This is a genomic window from Pseudorhodoferax sp. Leaf274 (assembly GCF_001422445.1).
GTDB lineage: Bacteria > Pseudomonadota > Gammaproteobacteria > Burkholderiales > Burkholderiaceae_C > Pseudorhodoferax.
Map to the genome: position 1 here is coordinate 959281 of NZ_LMNA01000001.1, position 18674 is coordinate 977954.

The 18674-nt window shown below is 70.1% G+C and carries 20 protein-coding genes; 13 read left to right on the forward strand and 7 right to left on the reverse strand.

Translation table 11 applies throughout. The annotated features are described in order from the left end of the window. The first annotated feature begins 174 nt into the window (after positions 1-174). The 7 genes from ASF44_RS04445 (at position 175) to ASF44_RS04475 (ending at position 7186) form a co-directional block, all read left to right on the forward strand. Positions 175-1101, forward strand: coding sequence for a helix-turn-helix transcriptional regulator (locus ASF44_RS04445; protein WP_056897906.1), 927 nt, complete (start codon positions 175-177; stop codon positions 1099-1101). Between the two features lie 144 nt (positions 1102-1245). Continuing rightward, the gene (gene boxC / locus ASF44_RS04450; RefSeq protein ID WP_056897907.1) at positions 1246-2922 is read left to right on the forward strand and encodes a 2,3-epoxybenzoyl-CoA dihydrolase; all 1677 of its coding nucleotides are present in this window, start codon (positions 1246-1248) and stop codon (positions 2920-2922) included. Between the two features lie 28 nt (positions 2923-2950). Next, complete coding sequence (gene boxB / locus ASF44_RS04455) at positions 2951-4378, forward strand: benzoyl-CoA 2,3-epoxidase subunit BoxB (protein WP_056897908.1); 1428 nt, start codon at positions 2951-2953, stop codon at positions 4376-4378. Positions 4379-4382: 4 nt separating this feature from the next. After that, entirely contained in the window at positions 4383-5660 is a 1278-nt protein-coding gene (gene boxA / locus ASF44_RS04460) for a benzoyl-CoA 2,3-epoxidase subunit BoxA (RefSeq protein ID WP_056897909.1), read from the forward strand. A 265-nt stretch (positions 5661-5925) separates the two neighbouring features. Then, the gene (locus ASF44_RS04465) at positions 5926-6678 is read left to right on the forward strand and encodes a Crp/Fnr family transcriptional regulator (protein WP_056897910.1); all 753 of its coding nucleotides are present in this window, start codon (positions 5926-5928) and stop codon (positions 6676-6678) included. Next, entirely contained in the window at positions 6671-6898 is a 228-nt protein-coding gene (locus ASF44_RS04470; protein ID WP_056897911.1) for a hypothetical protein, read from the forward strand. Before ASF44_RS04465 ends, ASF44_RS04470 begins: the two co-directional genes overlap by 8 nt. Positions 6899-6916: 18 nt before the next feature. After that, on the forward strand, positions 6917-7186 hold the full coding sequence (locus ASF44_RS04475; RefSeq protein WP_056897912.1) for a hypothetical protein: 270 nt from the start codon (positions 6917-6919) through the stop codon (positions 7184-7186). Between the two features lie 11 nt (positions 7187-7197). Here the strand turns inward: ASF44_RS04475 and glgX are convergent, their stop codons facing one another. Both glgX and ASF44_RS04485 read right to left on the reverse strand, forming a co-directional pair. Continuing rightward, positions 7198-9312, reverse strand: a complete 2115-nt coding sequence (glgX, locus tag ASF44_RS04480) for a glycogen debranching protein GlgX (protein ID WP_056897913.1) — start codon at positions 9310-9312, stop codon at positions 7198-7200. Between the two features lie 177 nt (positions 9313-9489). Further along, entirely contained in the window at positions 9490-9891 is a 402-nt protein-coding gene (locus tag ASF44_RS04485) for a hypothetical protein (RefSeq protein ID WP_056897914.1), read from the reverse strand. Between the two features lie 259 nt (positions 9892-10150). On the opposite strand from ASF44_RS04485, the gene ASF44_RS04490 reads away from it, so the two are divergent. Beyond that, the gene (locus ASF44_RS04490; RefSeq protein ID WP_082524504.1) at positions 10151-10711 is read left to right on the forward strand and encodes a PA2169 family four-helix-bundle protein; all 561 of its coding nucleotides are present in this window, start codon (positions 10151-10153) and stop codon (positions 10709-10711) included. 98 nt (positions 10712-10809) lie between these two features. Here the strand turns inward: ASF44_RS04490 and ASF44_RS04495 are convergent, their stop codons facing one another. From ASF44_RS04495 to msuE, 3 genes are all read right to left on the reverse strand, one after another. Further along, positions 10810-11259, reverse strand: a complete 450-nt coding sequence (locus ASF44_RS04495) for a GAF domain-containing protein (protein WP_156374340.1) — start codon at positions 11257-11259, stop codon at positions 10810-10812. Positions 11260-11312: 53 nt separating this feature from the next. After that, positions 11313-11678, reverse strand: coding sequence for a response regulator (locus tag ASF44_RS04500; RefSeq protein ID WP_056897916.1), 366 nt, complete (start codon positions 11676-11678; stop codon positions 11313-11315). 282 nt (positions 11679-11960) lie between these two features. Beyond that, positions 11961-12527, reverse strand: coding sequence for an FMN reductase (gene msuE / locus ASF44_RS04505; RefSeq protein WP_056897917.1), 567 nt, complete (start codon positions 12525-12527; stop codon positions 11961-11963). Between the two features lie 275 nt (positions 12528-12802). On the opposite strand from msuE, the gene ASF44_RS04510 reads away from it, so the two are divergent. Genes ASF44_RS04510 through ASF44_RS04520 form a run of 3 tightly spaced genes read left to right on the forward strand, consistent with a single transcriptional unit; the run spans position 12803 to position 14948 of the window. Then, positions 12803-13654 (forward strand): methionine ABC transporter ATP-binding protein, encoded by an 852-nt coding sequence (locus tag ASF44_RS04510; RefSeq protein ID WP_056898213.1) that lies wholly within the window; start codon positions 12803-12805, stop codon positions 13652-13654. Continuing rightward, positions 13647-14309 (forward strand): methionine ABC transporter permease, encoded by a 663-nt coding sequence (locus tag ASF44_RS04515; RefSeq protein ID WP_056897918.1) that lies wholly within the window; start codon positions 13647-13649, stop codon positions 14307-14309. Before ASF44_RS04510 ends, ASF44_RS04515 begins: the two co-directional genes overlap by 8 nt. 36 nt (positions 14310-14345) lie before the next feature. Beyond that, a complete protein-coding gene (locus ASF44_RS04520; RefSeq protein WP_056897919.1) occupies positions 14346-14948 on the forward strand; it encodes a hypothetical protein in 603 nt (200 codons plus the stop codon). A gap of 51 nt (positions 14949-14999) precedes the next feature. On the opposite strand, the gene ASF44_RS32755 is transcribed toward ASF44_RS04520, so the two are convergent. After that, complete coding sequence (locus tag ASF44_RS32755; protein WP_235579120.1) at positions 15000-15707, reverse strand: CsbD family protein; 708 nt, start codon at positions 15705-15707, stop codon at positions 15000-15002. A gap of 95 nt (positions 15708-15802) precedes the next feature. On the opposite strand from ASF44_RS32755, the gene ASF44_RS31505 reads away from it, so the two are divergent. Both ASF44_RS31505 and ASF44_RS04530 read left to right on the forward strand, forming a co-directional pair. Beyond that, positions 15803-16021 (forward strand): hypothetical protein, encoded by a 219-nt coding sequence (locus ASF44_RS31505; RefSeq protein WP_156374341.1) that lies wholly within the window; start codon positions 15803-15805, stop codon positions 16019-16021. Continuing rightward, on the forward strand, positions 16006-16374 hold the full coding sequence (locus ASF44_RS04530; RefSeq protein ID WP_369820891.1) for a c-type cytochrome: 369 nt from the start codon (positions 16006-16008) through the stop codon (positions 16372-16374). Before ASF44_RS31505 ends, ASF44_RS04530 begins: the two co-directional genes overlap by 16 nt. Before the next feature lie 32 nt (positions 16375-16406). Here ASF44_RS04530 and ASF44_RS04535 read toward each other — a convergent pair whose 3' ends face one another. After that, positions 16407-18521 carry a PAS domain-containing protein gene (locus ASF44_RS04535; RefSeq protein ID WP_156374342.1) on the reverse strand — a complete coding sequence of 705 codons (2115 nt, stop codon included), beginning with the start codon at positions 18519-18521 and terminating at the stop codon, positions 16407-16409. Between the last annotated feature and the right edge of the window lie 153 nt (positions 18522-18674).

Below are 18674 nucleotides of genomic sequence, written 5' to 3' on the forward strand. Positions count from 1 at the left end.
CCCGGCCCATCGTGGGGGTCCCGTGTGGTGCACTTGCCTGCCGCACATGACATGCAATATCGTGCTTGTGGCGGCACGATAGGTTTGCAGGTGATGCGTGTCAAGCAATATAGTGCACGTTTGGTGTTTACCCTAGGAACGACAATGCCTGGCAGTCACGAAAGGGCGAAGGCCATGAACAAGCGGGAGGGGCGCGGCGTGGAGGCGGATGCGCCGGCGCAGGTGCAGGAACAGGGCGACGAGCCGCGCGATGCCTTGCTGGCCGCGCTGGGCGACCGTGTGCGCAGCCTGCGCGCGCGGCGCGGCCTCACGCGCAAGGCCGTGGCGCAGGCAGCCGAGGTGTCCGAGCGGCATCTGGCCAACCTGGAATACGGCATCGGCAATGCGTCCATCCTGGTGCTGCAGCAGGTGGCCGGTGCATTGCAGTGCTCGCTGGCCGAGATGCTGGGCGACGTGACGACCAGCTCGCCCGAATGGCTGCTGATCCGCGAGCTGCTGGAGAACCGCTCCGAGGCCGACCTGCGCCGCGTGCGCCTGGCCGTTGGCGAGCTGCTGGGCACGGGCGCCACCGACCCGGGCCGCGGCCGGCGCATCGCGCTGATCGGCCTGCGCGGGGCGGGCAAGTCCACGCTGGGCCGCATGCTGGCCGATGCGCTGGACCTGCCCTTCATCGAGTTGAGCCGCGAGATCGAGAAGGTCGCCGGCTGCAGCGTGCGCGAGATCCACGACCTGTACGGCACCAACGCCTACCGCCGCTACGAGCGCCGCGCGCTCGAAGAGGCGGTGCAGATCTACAGCGAGGCCGTGATCGCCACGCCCGGCGGCATCGTCTCCGATCCGGCCACCTTCAACGAACTGCTGGCGCACTGCACCACCGTGTGGCTGCAGGCATCGCCCGAGGAGCACATGGGCCGCGTGGCGGCGCAGGGCGACCTGCGGCCGATGGCGGCCAGCAAGGAAGCGATGGAGGACCTGCGCCGCATCCTGGACGGCCGGGCGGCCTTCTACTCCAAGGCCGACCTGCGGGTGGACACCAGCGCCAAGACCCTGCAGCAGGCCTTCGACCTGCTGCGTGCCAGCGTGCAGGCCGCGTTGGCCTGAGCGTCCTGCCGTCCTCCAGGGCGGCGATCCTGCTTGCACAAAAAAACATGTCCAAGCCTTGACGCGTGCAGTGACATGCATAATGATGCATGTACTGATGTTTGATGGATGCAGTATTTTGCATTCACCTCCCTTGGAGACAGCATGGCCGACACCGCCCCCCCGACCTCCGCGCCGCGCGTGGACTACCGCACCGAACCGAGCCAGTACCGCCACTGGACCCTGCGCACCGACGGCGCCATCGCCCGCCTGTCGCTGGACATCGCGGAGGAGGGCGGCATCCGCCCCGGCTACAAGCTCAAGCTCAACAGCTACGACCTGGGCGTGGACATCGAGCTGCACGACGCGCTCAACCGCCTGCGCTTCGAGCACCCCGGCGTGCAGTCCGTCATCGTCACCAGCGGCAAGGACCGCATCTTCTGCTCGGGCGCCAACATCTTCATGCTGGGCCTGTCCAGCCACGCGTGGAAGGTGAACTTCTGCAAGTTCACGAACGAGACGCGCAATGGCATCGAGGACTCGTCCCGGCACGAGGGGCTGAAATTCCTCGCGGCCGTGAACGGGGCCTGCGCCGGCGGCGGCTACGAGCTGGCCCTGGCCTGCGACGAGATCGTGCTGGTCGATGACCGTTCCTCTTCCGTCTCGCTGCCCGAGGTGCCGCTCCTGGGCGTGCTGCCCGGCACCGGCGGCCTGACGCGCGTGACCGACAAGCGCAAGGTGCGCCACGACCTGGCCGACATCTTCTGCACCAGCGTGGAAGGCGTGCGCGGCCAGCGCGCGGTGGACTGGCGGCTCGTCGATGCCGTGGCCAAGCCCGCGCAGTTCGGCGCCGTGGTGCAGGAGCGGGCCGCCAGGCTGGGCCAGGTCGGTGGCCGCGCCACCGCCGCCCAGGGCATCGCGCTGCCGCGCATCGCGCGCACGGACAGCGCCGACGGCATGGCCTACGAGCACGTCACCGTCGCCATCGACCGCGCCCGCCGCACCGCCACGCTGACCGTCAAGGCGCCCACCGGCGTCCAGCCCGGCGACATCGCCGCCATCGAGGCCGCGGGTCCCGCCTGGTGGCCGCTGGCCATGGGCCGCCAGCTCGACGACGCGATCCTGAACCTGCGCACCAACGAGCTGGACATCGGCACCTGGCTGCTCAAGACCGAGGGCGACGCCGGTGCCGTGCTGGCCGCCGATGCGCTGATCGTGGCGCACCAGGACCACTGGCTGGTGCGCCAGACCCTGGGCCTGCTGCGCCGCACCTTCGCGCGGCTCGACGTTTCCTCGCGCACGCTGTTCGCGCTCATCGACACCGGCTCGTGCTTCGCCGGCATGCTGGCCGAACTGGCCTTCGCCGCCGACCGCGCCTACATGCTGGCGCTGCCCGACGATGCCGACAAGGCGCCCCGGCTCACGCTGGACGAACTGAACTTCGGCCTGCTGCCGCTGGTGACGGAGCAAAGCCGCCTGCAGCGCCGCTTCTACGAAGAAAGCGCCCCGCTGGAGGCCGCCCGCGCGGCAGCGGCCAGGCCGCTGGACGCCGACGCCGCGTTGGCGCTGGGCCTGGTCACCGCCGCGCCCGACGACATCGACTGGGATGACGAAATCCGCATCGCGCTGGAAGAGCGCGCCGCCATGTCGCCCGACGCGCTGACCGGCCTGGAGGCCAACCTGCGCTTCGCCAGCAAGGAGAACATGGTCACGCGCGTGTTCGGGCGCCTGTCGGCCTGGCAGAACTGGATCTTCCAGCGGCCCAATGCCGTGGGCGAGAAGGGTGCGCTCAAGCTGTACGGCAAGGGCGAGAAGGTCGGCTTCGATTTCAACCGCGTCTGAGCGTCAAAGCAGCGCCAAGGAGACCCCCATGAGCACGATCAACTACAGCGAGAAGATCCCCAACAACGTCAACCTGGGCGAAGACCGCACGCTGCAGCGCGCGCTGGAAGGCTGGCAGCCCAACTTCATCAACTGGTGGGACGACGTGGGCCCGGACGGCTCCACCAACTACGACGTCTACCTGCGCACCGCGGTCAGCGTGGACCCGCAGGGCTGGGCGCAGTTCGGCCACGTGAAGATGCGCGACTACCGCTGGGGCATCTTCCTGAACCCCGGCGATGCCGAGCGCAAGATCCACTTCGGCGACAGCCTGGGCGAGAAGGCCTGGCAGGACGTGCCCGGCGAGCACCGCGCCAACCTGCGCCGCATCATCGTCACGCAGGGCGACACCGAGCCCGCGAGCGTGGAGCAGCAGCGCCACCTGGGCCTCACCGCGCCCAGCATGTACGACCTGCGCAACCTGTTCCAGATCAACGTGGAAGAGGGACGCCACCTGTGGGCCATGGTCTACCTGCTGCACAAGCACTTCGGCCGCGACGGGCGCGAGGAGGCCGAAGCGCTGCTGCAGCGCACTTCGGGCGACGTGGACAACCCGCGCATCCTGGGCGCGTTCAACGAGAAGACGCCGGACTGGCTGGCCTTCTTCATGTTCACCTACTTCACCGACCGCGACGGCAAGTTCCAGCTGTCGGCGCTGGCCGAGAGCGCCTTCGATCCGCTGGCGCGCACCACCAAGTTCATGCTGACCGAGGAAGCCCACCACATGTTCGTGGGCGAGAGCGGCGTCTCGCGCGTGCTGTCGCGCACCGCGGCCGTCATGAACGAACTGAAGACCGACGACGCGGCCACGATCCGCGCGGCCGGTGCCATCGACCTGGGCACCATCCAGCGCTACCTGAACTTCCACTACAGCGTGACCATCGACCTGTTCGGTGCCGACCAGTCGAGCAACGCGGCGATCTTCTACAGCTCGGGCCTCAAGGGCCGCTACGAGGAAGGCAAGCGCACCGACGACCACCAACTCAAGGGCCAGACCTACAAGGTGCTGGAGGTGCAGAACGGCCAGCTCGTCGAGAAGGAGGTGCCGATGCTGAACGCGCTCAACGAAGTGCTGCGCGATGACTTCATCAAGGACTCGGTCGCCGGTGTCGGCCGCTGGAACAAGGTGCTGGAGAAGGCCGGCATCCCCACGCGCCTGGTGGTGCCGCACAAGGCCTTCAACCGCCAGATCGGCGCGCTGGCCGGCATCAGGATGTCGCCCGACGGCCGCGTGGTCAGCGACAACGAATGGAACGCGAAGAAGGACGAATGGCTGCCCACGCCGGAAGACTTCGCGTTCGTCGCTTCGCTGATGGGCCGCGTGGTCGACCCCGGCAAATTCGCGGGCTGGATCGCGCCGCCGGTGATGGGCATCAACCGCCAGCCCGTCGATTTCGAGTACGTCAGGTTTGGATGAGGCCATGGACATGGCCGTTGACGCTGCCGTCATCCAGCAGCACCTGATCGACCCCGAGATCTGCATCCGCTGCAACACCTGCGAGGCCACCTGCCCGGTCGGCGCGATCACGCACGACGACCGCAACTACGTGGTCAAGGCGGACGTCTGCAACGGCTGCATGGCCTGCATCTCGCCATGCCCCACGGGCTCGATCGACAACTGGCGCACCATGCCCAGGGTGCAGGCCTACCCGATCGAGGAGCAGCTGACCTGGGACGAACTGCCGCCCGAGCTCACGCCCGAGCAACTGGCTGCCGCGGGTGTGAACGGTGCCGCGGCCGCCGCGCCGGGGCAGAGCGGCCCGGAGCCCGCGGCCGACCCGGAACCCGGCAGCGTGCCCTTCAACTCCGCGCAGTACGGCGCCAGCATGCCCCCCTGGTCGGCCGCGCACGCCTACACCAACCTCTACAGCCCGAAGACGCCCACCACCGCCACGGTGGCGGGCAACTTCAACTGCACCGAGGCTGGCTTCGACAGCGAGACCCACCACGTGGTGCTGGACTTCGGCGCCATGCCCTTCCCGCTGCTGGAGGGCCAGTCCGTCGGCATCGTGCCGCCCGGCCAGGACGCGCTGGGCCGGCCGCACCAGCCCCGCCAGTATTCGGTCGCAAGCCCGCGCAACGGCGAGCGGCCGGGCTACAACAACCTCTCGCTGACCGTCAAGCGCGTGACCGAGGACCACCAGGGCAACCCGGTGCGCGGCATCTGTTCCAACTACGTCTGCGACCTCAAGGTGGGCGACACGGTGCAGGTGGTGGGCCCGTTCGGCAGCAGCTTCCTGATGCCCAACCACCCGAGGTCGCACATCGTGATGGTCTGCACCGGCACGGGCAGCGCGCCCATGCGCGCGATGACCGAATGGCGGCGCAGGCTGCGCAACAGCGGCAAGTTCGAGGGCGGCAAGCTCATGCTGTTCTTCGGCGCGCGCACGCAGCAGGAACTGCCGTACTTCGGCCCGCTGCAGAACCTGCCCAAGGACTTCATCGACATCCACCTGGCCTTCTCGCGCACGCCCGGCCAGCCCAAGAAGTATGTGCAGGACCTGATGCGCGAGCGCGCCGCCGACCTGGCCGCGCTGCTGCAGGATGGCGCCAGCCACTTCTACGTGTGCGGCCTCAAGAGCATGGAGCAGGGCGTGGTGCTGGCGCTGCGCGACATCGCCACCGGCGCAGGGCAGGACTGGGAGGGCATCGCCGCAACCCTCAAGCGCGAGGGGCGGCTGCACCTGGAGACTTACTGAGAGGCGCCGGTCACGGCGCGAGCGCGTCCCGGACCAGCCGGGACGTGGCCGGCGCGATGCGCGCGGCGAAGGCGCGCGGAGGCCGGTCGCCCGCTGGCGGCTCGTGCGCGAGGAACTGGACGCCCTGGAGACGGTGGGCCTCGCCGCGGGCGCGGTGCGCCAGGCCGGCCGCTGAGAGCCGTGCGCGAAGAATGCCGCCCGTTTAACCTGGGTTAATGCGCGGCGGCGGATGATGGGGAACCATCGACGCGCCAAGGTTTGACCCATGCTGACCGAGAACGTACTTCGCAACCGCGCCAACGAGCTGTCCGACGAGGAGCGCCGCATCCTCGAGGCGGCCGTGTCCTCCACCCGCACCTACCGCCCCGGCGAGGTCGTGGTGCGCCAGGGCGTGGCGGTCGACATCAGCACGCTGCTGGTGAGCGGGCTGATGACGCGCCACGTCGATGCCGCCGATGGCCGGCGGCATCTCGTGGCGGTCCACGTGCCCGGCGACTTCGTGGACCTGCATGCCTATGCGCTGAAGCGGCTGGACCACGACGTGGGCGCGCTCACCGACATCACGGTGGCCGTCGTGCCGCATGCCGCGCTCGAGGAGATCCAGGTCCAGCACCCGCCCCTCACGCGGCGGCTGTGGTTCATGACCTTGCTCGATGCCGCCATGCACCGGCACTGGGTGCTGCGGCTGGCCAGCCTCAACGCGCTGCAGCGCGTCGCGCATTTCCTGTGCGAGATGAACGCCCGCCTCACCGCCATCGGCCTGTCCGACGGCAACCGGTTCGCCCTGAACATGACGCAAGCGGACATCGGCGAGGTGTGCGGGCTCACCAATGTCCACGTGAACCGCGTGCTGCGCCAGCTGCGCGAGATGGGGCTGTGCAGCCTGCGCGCCGCGCAGCTCGTGGTCCACGATCCGCGCGGGCTCGCAGCGGCGGGCCTGTTCGAAGCCGATTACCTCTACCTCAACGACCAGACCGCGCTGCGCGCGGCTGGCCAATCCGGAGCTGGCCATGGCTGACCGACGGCATATCCTCAAACCCTGCGAAGAGGCCGGCGAAGCCACGGCCGAGAACGGCGTCGTCATCCTCGACGGGCCGGACGGCGTGGCCGTCACGATGACGGCCGATGCGGCCGACCGCACGGCCGACAGCCTGCACGCGGCCGCGCGCCAGGCCCGCAGTGCGCCGGCAGGCGCTGGCTCGGCCCGTGGCGGCAAGGACGCCGCCTGGGATGAATGACCGCACGATGACAACCGCATGCAGCAGGCGATCGTGATCGCCGTCGCCCCGCAACGCTCGGCGTTCGCGGTGGAAACCAGCAGCGGCCTGTGCGCCGTGTTCTGCCAGCACAGCGGCCCGCCCGTGCGTGCCGGCGACGTGCTGCAGGGCGAAGTGCTGGCCCGCGGCGCACGGCGCCTGTCGCACGAGGATGGCACCGTGGGCGCCGTCGGAGACAGCGGCCCGGTGTCGCGCGCGGTGGCGTTGGCGCTGCTCGAAGAGGCCGGCGCCAGCGGCAACGGGCGCTGACGCCCGGGGCTTCAGCCCTGCACCAGCACCAGCACCGACCGGCCCGAGGCGGTGTACTGCCCGCCGGAAGGCACGTCCGCCACCTCCTGCTGCGCCAGCGCCGTGTCCACCACGCGCTGCCAGGTGCCGCCGCCTGGGCACTGCGGCAGCTGGAACTCCACGCCCTCGTGCCATCCGTTGACGACGATGAAGACGGTCTTGTCGTGCGCGGCCGACTGCACCGACGAGGCCGGCACCTGGCCGTTGAGCAGCATGCCGAAGCTGCGCGTGTGCGCATCCTCCCAATCCGCGGCCTGCAGCTCCTCGCCGCTTGCACTGCGCCACTCCACGTCCTTGGCTTGGGCCAGCTCGCTCCAGCCGCCGGTCAGGAAACGCGTGCGCCGCAGCACGGGATGGTCGCGCCGCAACTGCAGCAGCTGCTGCGTGAACGCTTGCAGCGCCTGGCCGCGTGCGTCGATCCCGTCCCAGTCGACCCAGGAGATCGGCCCGTCCTGGCAGTAGGCGTTGTTGTTGCCGTCCTGCGAGCGGCCGAACTCGTCGCCGGCCAGCAGCATCGGCGTGCCCTGCGACAGCAGCAGCGTGGCCAGCAGGTTGCGCTGCTGCTGCGCACGCAGTGCCAGCACCCCGGCGTCGTCGGTCGGGCCTTCGGCGCCGCAATTCCACGAGCGGTTGTCCGAATGGCCGTCGCGGTTGTCCTCGCCGTTGGCGTCGTTGTGCTTGTCGTTGTAGCTGACGAGGTCGGCCAGCGTGAAGCCGTCGTGCGCGGTGATGAAGTTGACGCTGGCCCAGGGCCGGCGCCCACGCCGGTTGAACTTGTCGCCGCTGGCGGTCAGGCACTGCGCCAGGGCCGAGGCCGTGCCATCGCCCTTCCAGAACGCGCGCGACGTGTCGCGGAACCGGTCGTTCCATTCGGCCCAGCCCGGCGGGAAGCCGCCGACCTGGTAGCCGCCGGGCCCGCAGTCCCAGGGCTCGGCGATCAGCTTGACCGACGAGAGCACCGGGTCCTGCCGGCACGAGTCGAGGAAGCCGCCGCCTTCGTCGAAGCCATGGTCCTCGCGCGCCAGGATGGTCGCCAGGTCGAAGCGGAAGCCGTCCACGTGCATCTCGGTGACCCAGTAGCGCAGGCTGTCGGTCACCATCTGCAGCACGCGCGGATGGCTCAGGTTGAGCGTGTTGCCGGTGCCCGTGTCGTTGATGTAGTAGCGCCGGCCCGGGCCGTCCGCCGGCATGAGGCGGTAGTAGCTCGCGTTGTCGATGCCCTTGAACGACAGGGTCGGGCCCAGCTCGTTGCCTTCGGGCGTGTGGTTGTAGACCACGTCCATGATCACTTCCAGGCCGGCCTCGTGGTATTTGTCGACCATGGCCTTGAACTCGTCGACGCTGGCCGAGGCCAGGTAGCGCTGGTCGAGCGCGAAGAAGCCGATGGTGTCGTAGCCCCAGAAGTTGGTGAGCCCCTTGTCGGACAGGAAGGGCTGGTTCAGGAACATCTGGATGGGCAGCAGCTCCACGCTGGTCACGCCCAGGTCACGGATGTGCGCGACCACGTCGTCGTGCGCCAGCCCGGCAAAGGTGCCGCGTTCGGTCTCGGGCACCGAAGGGTGCTGCTTGGTGAACCCGCGCACATGGGTTTCGTAGAACACGGTCTCGCCCCAGGGCACACGCGTGGCCGAACGCGGCTTCCAGACGAAGTGCGAATCGACCACCACGCACTTGGGCACGAAGGGCGCGCTGTCGCGCTCGTCGAAGCTGAGGTCGCCGTCCGGATGGCCCACGGTGTAGCCGAAGATCTCCGGGCCCCAACGCAGCTCGCCCACATGCGCCCGCGCATACGGGTCCATGAGCAGCTTGTTGGGATTGAAGCGGTGGCCGTTCTCCGGCTCGTAGGGGCCATGCACGCGGTAGCCGTAGCGCGCCCCGGGCTTCAGGCCGGGCACGAAGCCATGCCAGACCTCGTCGGTGTACTCCGGCAGCACGAAGCGCTGGATCTCCTGCTGGCCGCTCTCGTCGTAGATGCAGAGCTCGACCTTGGTGGCATGGGCCGAGAACAGCGCGAAGTTCACGCCTTCGCCGGTGAAGCTGGCGCCCCGGGGGAACGGGTTGCCTTCAAGAATGGTGGTGGTGGACATGTTGGGCGGTGGAGGAGGGTGGCCGGACTATGCCGGCCCCCTGCGGCGCCGCCCCTTGTGCCGCCGCCCGTCCGGTAGTAGTCCGCAGGCTGCAGTGCCTGTGAGACAACATCCGGCCCCGGCGCGGCCGGCTGCAGGCAGCGCTGCTGCGGGGGCGCAGCAGGCGCCGGCCCGGGCTCAGTTCTTCATCTTGGCGATGGATTCCTTGGCGCGTGCGTGCTGGGCCTCAGCCTCCTTCTTGCACACGTCCTCGGCGTTGCCCTTCTGGTCGTCGCAGCGCTCCTTGGCCACTTCGTAGGTCATCTTGGCCTTCTCTTCGGCCACCTTGCGCGCGTGGCTGTTGGACGGCTTGTACTGCTGCTCCAGTTCCGCCTTGGCGACGTTCTCCGTGCCATCGGCCTGCTTCTCGCAGACATCCTTGGCGTTGCCGTTCATGGTGTCGCACTTGGCCTTGGCCACGCGGTGGTCGGCGCTGATCTTCTCCTTGGCCACGTCGTACTGGTCCTTCGTCATCGACTGCGCGAACGCGGTGGACATCAGGGTGGCGAGGATGGCGATGGGGATGAGTTTGGTGTTCATGGTGTCCTCCGGAAGGTGGTTGGCAGATGCCGGGACGCAGGGTATCGAGGAGAGCCGCGCGGGCGCGTCGGAAAACACGCCGCAGTGAAGCGGGTGGCCTTCGCCTTGGCACCCCCACGCCTGCCACCGTGCCGGCAACCTCGGCTCCGGGTAGCGCATCGCCTACTCCGAACGAGAGCCTTGGACTACCGCGCCGCCTTGGCCGGGGCCGCACAGTGCTGGTTCTGCCTCGCCGAGGCAACCCAACCTGGAACATCCCATGGCAACTCCCAACGATCCCACCCTGGCCGGCACGCTGGCGCAAACCACCAGCGTCAACCTTCCGACCGGCGAAAGCACCGGCACCACCATCGTCAGCGGCGATGCGCACGACAACGGCGAGGTCGTCGATGTCCTGAACGACCTGCTGGAAAACGCGCGCGACGGCGAGTACGGCTTCAAGACCTGTGCAGAACAGGTCGAGACGGCCAACGCCAAGCAGCTGTTCGCCGCCCGCGCCGAAGGCTGCCGCCAGGCCGGTGAAGAACTGGTCCAGCTGATCCGCCAGTACGGCGGCGAGCCGGCATCCGGCGGCACCGTCTCCGGCGCCATGCACCGTGGCTGGGTGGCCGTGAAGGGCGCCGTGGGCGCCGACAGCGAGCTGTCCATCCTCGAGTCGTGCGAGCGCGGCGAAGACACGGCCATCGCACGCTACCGCAAGGCCCTCAAGAGCAACCTGCCGGCGGACGTGCTGGCGGTGGTCCAGCGTCAGGCCGATGGGGCACAGCGCAACCACGACCAGATCCGCGACCTGCGCAACGCAGCCCGCGCCAGCGAATAAGCCGATCGGTACCGCGCCCGCGGTGCCAGGCGTGGCCTGGCACCGCGGGCGTTGTCCGTCAGCGTTGGCCGCGGCCACGCCGCGGCGCGTGGGTCGCGTCAGCGGCGCGGCAGGTAGCGCGGCAGCTCCCGCGCGGCGCGCTGCATGAAGTCGAGTTCGCCCTCCGGCAGCCCGTGGCTCACCACATCGAAGTGGCACAGGGTCCCGAACAGCTCGCCGCGGTTGTCCAGCAGCGGCACCCCGTGGTAGGCCATCATCACGCCCTGGTACTTGTGGCCGTCGAGGCGCTGGTCACCGCCCGAATGGGACGTGGCAAACACACCATCGCGCAGCACGAACTGGCAGAAGCTGTCCTGGAACGGCACGGCCTGCAGGAACTCGGGCACCACCTCGCCGCGCTTGTCGTACAGGTAGAGGTTGCGCAGCGTGCCACCGGCCAATTCGTAGATGGCCGTGTAGCGGTGCGGCACGCGGCCGTTCAGATAGTCCAGGCCCGCGGGCCCCCTGGCCTGCAGGCAGGCGCGGTAGTCGCCAATGTGCTCGGTCATGTCGATATCGGTCGAGACGTTGTGGAGCTGCTGCTGCGGACCGGCTGCACGGCTCAATGCCCCGTGCCTCCCAGGGCCTCCACCAGCCGGTCCAGTTCGGTGGATTTGTCGAAGATGGCGTCGACCCGCAGATGCGAGCAGCGCTCGCGGATGTCGGGCGTCGCGTAGTTCGTGGCCACGAAGAGCCTCTGCGCGGCGGGCCGGTCGGCGAAGGCGCGCGCGACCCCGATGCCGCTGCCGCTGGCCAGGAACAGGTCCACCACGGCCACGTCCCAGGCCATGCTGCGCATGGCGGCGATGGCCTGCAGTTCCGTTTCGGCCCAGCCAACGACCTTGGCGTCGACGAGCTCCTCCATCATCTCCACCATGGACGAGCGGATGAGGGGGTTGTCTTCGACGAGGAATACGCGTTGGATCATGGGGCGAGCAGGCCTGCAGACCGGAAAGGTCCGCGTTCTTGATCCTAGGGACGCGAATGGGCCGCGCCTGTAGGCCATGCGCTTGTGCTGCGTCGGCCGCTGGCTGATGCACGCAGCGCTGCCGGCCGCCCGGGCGCTTTCGGGCCGGGCGGCCGGACGGATCGAGGGTGCTGGAGCGGGACGGACCCGCTGCCTTGCAAGGAGCAAGACGGGACGTCGCCCCGGGGATCGGCGCGCGACCTGCGGGGGATCGCCGCGGGCTCGCCCTCTGCGGGCGGCCGCTCAGGCGGCGCGGCGCAGCTGGGGGCGCTGGTGTGCGGCGAACAGCGGCAGCGCGCGGTCCACGGCCAGCTTGACGCGCGCCTTCAGCGCGGGATGCGTGACCTGGTAGTTCTCGAACTCGGCGTTGGAACCGTAGACGCCGATGGGCAGCGTCAAGGCCTGGAAGAAGCTGAACAGCGGGCGCAGCTGGTGGTCCAGCACCAGGGCATGGCGGTCGCTGCCGCCGGTGGCCGCCAGCAGCACGGGCTTGTCGATCAGCGCGTCCTGGCCGACCAGGTCGAACAGGTGCTTGAAGTGGCCCGTGAACGAGCCGCGGTAGACCGGCGTGGCCGCGATGAGCAGGTCGGCCGTCTCGATGGCGCGCAGGTGGTCCTCGACCTCGGCCGGCAGCTCCTCGCGCGACAGGGCCTGGCCGAGCAGCCGTGCGAAGTCGCCCAGTTGCACCACGCGCACACGCGCCAGCAGGTGCTGTTCCAGCGTCTCGGCCAGCGCGTCGACGAGGGCCCGGGTGCGCGAGGGTTGGGTGGTGCTGCCGACGACCGCGACGATGTCAATAGGAGTGGACATGGAGATGCCTGGATGGGAAATGGGGGAGCGGCCCGCTGGGGTGCAAGGGCGCTGCGAGTGCACGAATCTAGAGACGGTCTGCCCGCCGGCCAACGAACGAAATCCGATATGCATAGAAGAAATCCGATGCAGCTGCCCGCGCCGCAAGCGCAGGGAATGCCGCGAGCGCAGGCTCAGTCGGAAACCGCATAAGCAGCGTCTGAATGCTTCGTTCGCAGGGCATGCAGGCCTTTCCATACTGGCGCTTCGCCCTCCGTGCGTTTGCCCATCCCGCCATGCCCCCAACCCATTCGCCCGACGCGCCGCCCCTGATCCGCCTCGAAGGCGTGCGCAAGACCTTCCGCCTGCCCAACGGCGAGGCCTTCGACGCCGTGCGGCCGCTCACGCTGCAGATCCACGAGGGCGACGTGTTCGGCCTGGTCGGCAAGAGCGGCGCCGGCAAGTCCACCTTGCTGCGCCTGGTCAACCTGCTCGAGCGTCCCGACGCCGGGCGCGTGCTGGTGGCCGGCCGCGACCTGACCCAGCTCTCGCGGGCCGAGCTGCGCGCCGCGCGCCAGCAGATCGGCATGATCTTCCAGCAGTTCAACCTGATCCAGAACGCCACCGTGTTCGACAACGTGGCCTTTCCGCTGCGCATCCATGCCGGCCATCCGCGCGCCGAGATCGATGCGCGCGTGCGCGAATGCCTGGCGCTCGTGGGCCTGGCCGAGAAGACCGACAGCTACCCGGCCCAGCTGTCGGGCGGGCAGAAGCAGCGCGTGGCCATTGCGCGCGCGCTGGCGCCCCGGCCCCGTGTGCTGCTGTGCGACGAGCCGACCTCCGCGCTGGACAGCGAGACCACGCGCGCGCTGCTGCAGACGCTGCGCGAGATCAACCAGAAGATCGGCGTGACCATCGTCATCGTCACGTACGAGCTGCCGGTGGTCGAGATGCTGTGCCGCCAGGTCGCCATCCTGGAGAAGGGCCAGCTGGTGGAGCAGTTCGCCGTCGACGGCCAGGCCGGTGAGCGCAGCACGGTGCTGGGCCGCGAGATCGACGAACTGGTGCGGCGGCGTGCGCGGGAGGCCGCGCCCAGGCCGCCCGGCCAGTCTGCGCGTGCCGTGCCGCAGGGGGTGGCGTATGCCTGAGAACATCGCCGCCATCCTGCCCGAGCTGTGGCTGGCCACGGGCCAGACCTTCTTGATGCTGGCCATCGGCCTGTCGGCCGCGATCCTGGTCGGCGGGCCGCTGGGCATCGTGCTGTTCCTGCTCGGCCCCGGCCAGTCGCTGGAGAACCGGCCGCTGTTCCTGGCGCTGAACTGGTTCGTCAACACCGTGCGTTCGTTCCCGTTCATCATCCTGCTGGTGGCGCTGGTGCCGTTCACGCGCGTGATCGCCGGCACCTCCATCGGCCCGCTGGCCGCCGCGGTGCCGCTGTCGTTCGCGGCCATCCCGTACTTCGCGCGGCTGGTCGACCAGTGCCTGCGCGAGGTGCCGCGCGGCGTCATCGAGGCCGCCCACGCCATGGGTGCCAGCGAACTGCAGATCGTGCTGCGCGTGCTGCTGGTCGAGGCCCGCTCGGGCCTGGTGCTGGCGCTGACGGTGCTGGCCGTGAGCTTCCTCTCGTATTCGGCCGTGGCCGGCGTGGTGGGCGGCGGCGGCATCGGCGACCTGGCCATCCGCTACGGCTACTACCGCTTCCAGACCGATGTCATGGTCCTGACCGTGGCGCTGCTCGTGGTGCTGGTGCAGATCCTGCAGTTCGCCGGCAACGGCATCGCAGGCAGGCTGGACAAGCGCTGAAGCCGCCCACCTGCAACCAACCAACGGAGGGCCGCCATGGTCGCGCTGGCACGCTTCGACGCCGAAGGGCAATGGGACGCAACCTGGGTCTGCGACGGGCTGGTGCGCCAGAACCTCGCGTCGATCGGCGTGCGGTTCGGGCGCTGGCCGCTGCGGCCGCTGGACCTGCGGGCCGGCCACGGCCGCGCGGTGGTGCAGGCCGTGCAAGCCGTGTATGGGGAGGAGTTGAAGGCGCTGGGGCCCGACCTGTTTCCCCTGGACCATCCGGCCGTCGAGCGCCTGGCGTTTGAACCCGGCGACGTGCGCTGGCCGGCACGGCGCGCGCAGCTGCTGCGCGAGCATCGGCAGCGTAGCGCTGAGGTCTGCTTCGTGCTGTCGGGCAATGGTTTGTTCTACCTGCGCAGCGGCACGGGCTTCCTCGCGCTGCTGTGCGAGGCCGGCGAGTGGGTGGCGCTGCCGGCCGGCCTTGCGCGCCGCTTCGACGCGGGCGATGTTGCGCAGTTCGAGGCGCTGCGCCTGTTCGGCCAACCGCAAGGCGACGTAGCTGAACCGACGGACGCCATCCTGCCGGCCTTGCCGCTGTACGACGAGTTCGTCGCGCGGTTGCTGGAGCAGGTGGGGGAAGAGCTCAGCGAATGACGAACGCGGCGCGGGCGTGAAAGGCAGCCGCCTCGGCTGCCCCGCGCGCGCTCAGCGCCGGCTGGCCAGCAGGCCCACCACCAGGCCGACGCCGGCCGCGATGGCGATGGTGCCCAGCGGGTTCTTGACGGCCGACGCGCGCACATGGTCCAGCGCCTCGCCGTAGACCTGCTGGACCTTGCCAGCGGCCTCGCGGGCTTCGCCTTCCAGTTGGGTCGAGGTGTCGTCGGTGGCGCGTCCGAAGGCGCCTTGCACCTTGCCAGCGATCTCGTTGACGGTGCCTTGTGCTTGTTCCAGCATGAAATGTCCTTTGGGTTGGGGCCGTCGCAGGATGCGACAGGCGGGTGATCGCCGAAAAGCCTGCCATGCATTCTCCGCACGGCGCACGGTCGGTCTGTCAGGCATTGCCGCGACCGGGCGCCAGCGCAGCGCACCCCACGACAGCCGCGCGCGCGGCGGCGCGGGCACATCGACGACGGCCGCCGCCACGTGCCGGGCGCGCCAGGCCTTGCGCACGGCCACGCCGCCCAGATGGGTCAGCACGGCGCCAGCGAGCGCGGCCAGCGCCGCGGCGGCCACGGGGCGTTCGGCAATCGCCACGCGCAGCCGGCGGTCGGCCTCCTGCAGGCGCTGCTGCCAGGAGGCGGGTGCAGAGGCCGGCACGGGTGCCGGCGCGGCTTCGCCACCCGGCGCAATGGCGGGCGCAATCGCGGGCGGGGTGGAAGGCGGGGTGGGATCTGGGAAGGGTTCTTGGCGCATCGTGCCCGCAGCATAGAAAGCATTCCCTCCGGATGGGGTCGGACACCGCCGCGCATGGGTGACGGCGCCGGGCAGCAGCCCGGCACAATGGCGCCATGGTGAGTGAACTTAGCGACGCAGAGCTGCACGACATGGCAGCCATGTGGCGGGCAGAGGCCCTGCGGGGCTCGAAGGAAGCGCGCGGCCACGCGCACATGCTGGAAGTGGAACAGCGCAGGCGCCAGGGGGTGCCCGGCCTGCGCGACAACGCCGACCTGGACCTGCGTCCGCTCGCCGAGCGGCAGGAGCGGCGCAGCTGGTGGCAGCGCCGCTAGCCCTGCCTGCACGGCGCGCTGGGCGGTCCGGCGCGTGGCCCGGCGCGCTGGTGCTGGCCGCCGCGCTGGCCGGGTGTGGCGGGCCTTCCACGCCCCTGCAGGCGCTCGGCGAGCAGCGCGGCTGCATGCGCTGCCATGGCATGGTCCGCAAGTTCGTGGGGCCGGGCTTCGCCGAGATCGCGGCACGCTACCGCACGGATGCGGCGGCGCCCGAGCGGCTGGCCGGCAAGATCCGCGCGGGCAGCGTCGGCACCTGGGGCGCGGTGATCATGCCGCGGCAGCCGCAGGTCAGCGAGGCCGAGGCGCAGGCGCTGGCGGCGTGGATCCTCTCGCAGCCGGCCGGCCCGCCCTGAGCGGCACGCCGGGCGGCCCTGGCGCAGGCGGTTCAGGTGGCCCGGCGGTCCAGCATCTCGCGCACGCGCGCCACCAGTGCGGCGATGTCGAAGGGCTTGGTCATCACCTCCATGCCGGCTTCCATGAAGCCGTTGCCCACGGTGGACGCCTCGGCGTAGCCGGTGATGAACAGCACCTGCAGCCCGGGGCGCAGCAGCCGCCCGGCGTCGGCCACCTGGCGGCCGTTCATGCCGCCGGGCAGGCCCACGTCGGTGACCAGCAGGTCGATCGCCCCGCCGGCCTGCAGCTGGCGCAGGCCGGCCGGTCCGTCCGCGGCCTCCAGCACGCGGTAGCCGGCGTCCTGCAGCACCTCGGCCAGCAGTGCGCGCACGATGTCCTCGTCCTCGATCAGCAGCACGGTCTCGCCGGTGCCGCCGTCGGGCAGCGAGGGCGCGTGGTCGGCGTCGTCGGCCTCGACCGCGCCCAGGTGGCGCGGCAGCAGCAGCGTCATGGTGGTGCCGCGGCCGGGTTCCGAATCCACGTGCACATGCCCGCCGGACTGGCGCACGAAGCCATAGACCATGGACAGCCCCAGGCCCGTGCCCTGGCCCAGCGGCTTGGTGGTGAAGAAGGGGTCGAACACGCGCTGCACCACGTCCTGTGCCATGCCGGTGCCGGTGTCGGTCACGCGCAGGCACACGTAGTCGCCGGCCGGCAGGCCGTGGCCGGCGGCCTCGCGTTCGGCCAGCGCCAGGTTGTCCGTGGCCAGCACCAGCCGGCCGCCATCGGGCATGGCGTCGCGCGCGTTGATGCACAGGTTCAGCAGCGCGTTCTCGAGCTGCGGGCCGTCCACGCGCGTCGACCAGGGCGAAGGCGTGGCCTCCACCGCGAGCTGCACCGCCGGCCCCACGGTGCGCGCGATCATCTCCGCCATGCCCTGCACGAGCCGGCTCACATCGGTGGGCCGGGGGTCCAGCGTCTGGCGGCGAGAGAAGGCCAGCAGCCGCTGGGTGAGCGAGGCAGCGCGGCGCACCGAACGCTCGCCCATGTCCAGGTAGGCCTGCAGGCCCTCGGTCTGGCCCTGGCGCATCCGCATGCGCATGAGCTGCATCGCACCGCTCATGGAGGCCAGCAGGTTGTTGAAGTCGTGCGCGATGCCGCCCGTGAGCTGGCCCACGGCCTCCATCTTCTGCGCGTGGCGCAGCGCGTCCTGGGTCTCGGCCAGGGCCTCCCAGGCCCGCTCGCGCGCCAGCGTGCGCTCGGCCACGCGCTGCTCCAGCGTGGCGTTCAGCTGGCGCAACTCGGTCTCGGCCTGCACGCGCTCGGTCACATCGTAGCCGCCGGCGAAGATGCCGCGCACCTGGCCTTGCGCATCGTGGATGGGCGCGTAGAGCAGGTCGACGAAGCGCTCGCCGGGCGCGTGGTCGAAGTGCACCGGCGCCGCGTGCGCGCGGACCGGCTCGCCCGTGGCGTACACCTGGTCCAGCATCTCGAAGAAGCCCTGGCCCTGCAGCTCGGGGAAGGCCGCGCGCACCGGCAGGCCCACCAGCGGCCGCGGGCCGGCGAGCTGGATGTGCGCGTCGTTGACGTAGTCGAACACATGCTCGGGCCCGCGCAGCACGGCCACGAAGCCCGGCATCTGCTGCAGCAGGCGCTGCTGGTGCTCGCGTTCCTCGCGCGAGCGGCGCTCGGCCAGCACCTTGGAGGTGGTCTCCATCACGGTGTCCAGCATCGCGATGACCGTGCCGTGCTCGTCGAAGACGGGGCCGTAGTTGAAGGTGAACCAGGCATCCTCCATGCGGCCGTTGCGGTCGATGTGGATCAGGTAGTCCTCGATGAAGGTGGACTCGCCGGCCAGCGCACGCTCGGCAATGGGCTGCAGCTGGGGCCAGACTTCCTGCCAGGTCTCGCGCATGGGCCGCCCCAGCGCCTGCGCCTTGGTGGCCAGGATGGACTGGTAGCCATCGTTGTAGATCGCGATGAACTCCGGGCCGCAGAACAGGCAGGCCGGGAATTTGGAGGCGAGGATCTGGTCGACCGTGACGCGCAAGGCCACCGACCAGCCCGCGACCGGGCCGAGCGGCGTGCGCGCCCAGTCGAAGGCGCGGACCTGGGCGCCCATGTCGCCACCGCCGGATTGGAATGCGGAGGGGCCTGGGATCGTCATGGGCCGCGATCTTACGAACCGCACGCGTGCAGGCGCGGCAGCGCCGTGGCGTGCGCGGCGGATTGCGCGCGCTGCCGACGCGTGGGGGCGGCGCCGGCCTACAAGCCGTAGAACTCCGCGCGCGGCCCCGCCGCGCCGCGCACGCAGGCCGCC